1 protein-coding gene is annotated in these 1,982 nt (G+C 57.5%); it reads left to right on the top strand.

Translation table 11 applies throughout. From position 1 onward, the window contains the following. Positions 1–1,982, top strand: a 1,982-nt coding sequence (locus tag AO692_RS11835; protein ID WP_161808066.1) for a calcium-binding protein, incomplete at both ends; no start/stop codon positions are given.

Below are 1,982 nucleotides of genomic sequence, written 5' to 3'. Positions count from 1 at the left end.
GATGATACATTGGTTGGCTTCGCGGGAAATGACACCTTCCGTTACAGTCGCGGCGACGGCAACGACACGATCATTGAAGGCATTAATGCCGGCGACAACGATCGTCTGGTCTTCAGCAACATCAATGCGGCCGATGTCTCGCTGGTGCGCAACGCCAATGACGTCACCATCGTCATCGCCGAGAGTTCGCCCGGCGCCGGTGACGGCGGCTCGGTACTGCTGAAGGATACGCTCGACGACTATTATTATCGCGGTATCGACAAGGTTGTCTTCGCGGATGGAACGACGTGGGCCAGGGCTGACCTGCGCGACAAATTGCTGACCAGTACAACTGCGGATGATACATTGGTTGGCTTCGCGGGAAATGACACCTTCCGTTACAGTCGCGGCGACGGCAACGACACGATCATTGAAGGCATTAATGCCGGCGACAACGATCGTCTGGTCTTCAGCAACATCAATGCGGCCGATGTCTCGCTGGTGCGCAACGCCAATGATGTCACCATTGTTATCGCCGAAAGCTCGCTGGGCGCCGGTGACGGCGGCTCCGTACTGCTAAAGGATACCATCGAGGATTATTACTATCGCGGCGTCGACAAAGTCGTCTTCGCGGATGGAACGACGTGGACCAGGGCTGACCTCAGATTGAAGTTGTTGGCGCAAGCCTCGACGGCCGGCAACGACACCATTACGGGCTTTAACTCGAATGATGTCATCACCGGCGGCAAGGGTAATGACACGCTGAATGGCGCCGGTGGCAACGACACCTATGTCTATGTCCGCGGCGATGGCAACGACACCATCGTCGAGGACCTCGATAATGGCTATGATGATTGTTTGGTTTTCAGCGACATCAATCCGGCCGATGTCTCGCTGGTACGCAATGGCAATGACGTCACCATCGTCATCGCCGAAAGTTCACCCGGCGCTGGTGATGGTGGTTCGGTCCTGCTGAAGGACTTGCTCGACGAGCGTGTCAGTCGCGGTGTCGAAAAGGTTGTCTTCGCAGATGGTACCGCGTGGACCAAGGTGCAAATTATTACCAAGCTTATTAGCCATGCAGGCACCCCTGGAGATGACAATATTACTGGTATGGGTGCAAATGAGGTAATTTCTGGCGGCAAAGGCAACGATACGCTAAACGGTGCTGGTGGAGACGATATCTACGTCTATGCGCGCGGCGACGGCCACGACACCATCGTGGAATATCTCAATAATGGCTACGACGACCGGCTTGTCTTCACCGACATCAATCCGGCCGACGTTTCGCTGGTGCGAAATGGCAATGACGTCACCATCGTCATCGCCGAAAGCGCGCCAGGTGCCGGTGACGGCGGCTCGGTGCTGCTGAGGGACACGCTCAACGATCGCTACGGCCAGGGCGTCGACAAGGTCGTCTTCGCCGATGGCACGACTTGGATCGGAGCTGACCTTAGGGTGAAGCTGCTGGCTCAGGCCTCGACGGCCGGCAACGACACCATCACGGGCTTTAATGTCGCCGACACCATAACCGGCGGTGCCGGCAATGACACGATCGATGGAGCGGAGGGCGACGACATTTATGTCTATGCCCGCGGCGACGGCCACGACACCATCGTGGAATATCTCAATAATGGCTACGACGACCGGCTTGTCTTCACCGATATCAATCCGGCCGACGTCTCGCTGGTGCGAAATGGCAATGACGTCACCATCGTCATCGCCGACAGCGCGCCAGGTGCCGGTGACGGCGGCTCGGTGCTGCTGAAGGACACGCTCGACGATCGATACGGTCGTGGCGTCGAAAAGGTCATCTTCGCTGACGGTACGACGTGGACCCCAGCGCAGATGCGCGACATGTTGCTGACCAGCACGGCAGCGGACGACACATTGGTCGGCTTCTTAGGGGACGATACTTTCCGCTACAGCCGCGGCGACGGCCACGACACCATCGTGGAATATCTCAATAATGGCTACGACGACCGGCTTGTCTTCACCGACAT

It is taken from the genome of Mesorhizobium sp. 1M-11, from assembly GCF_001303895.1.
Taxonomy (GTDB): domain Bacteria; phylum Pseudomonadota; class Alphaproteobacteria; order Rhizobiales; family Rhizobiaceae; genus Mesorhizobium.
This window is presented reverse-complemented; position numbering and strand designations above follow the sequence as displayed.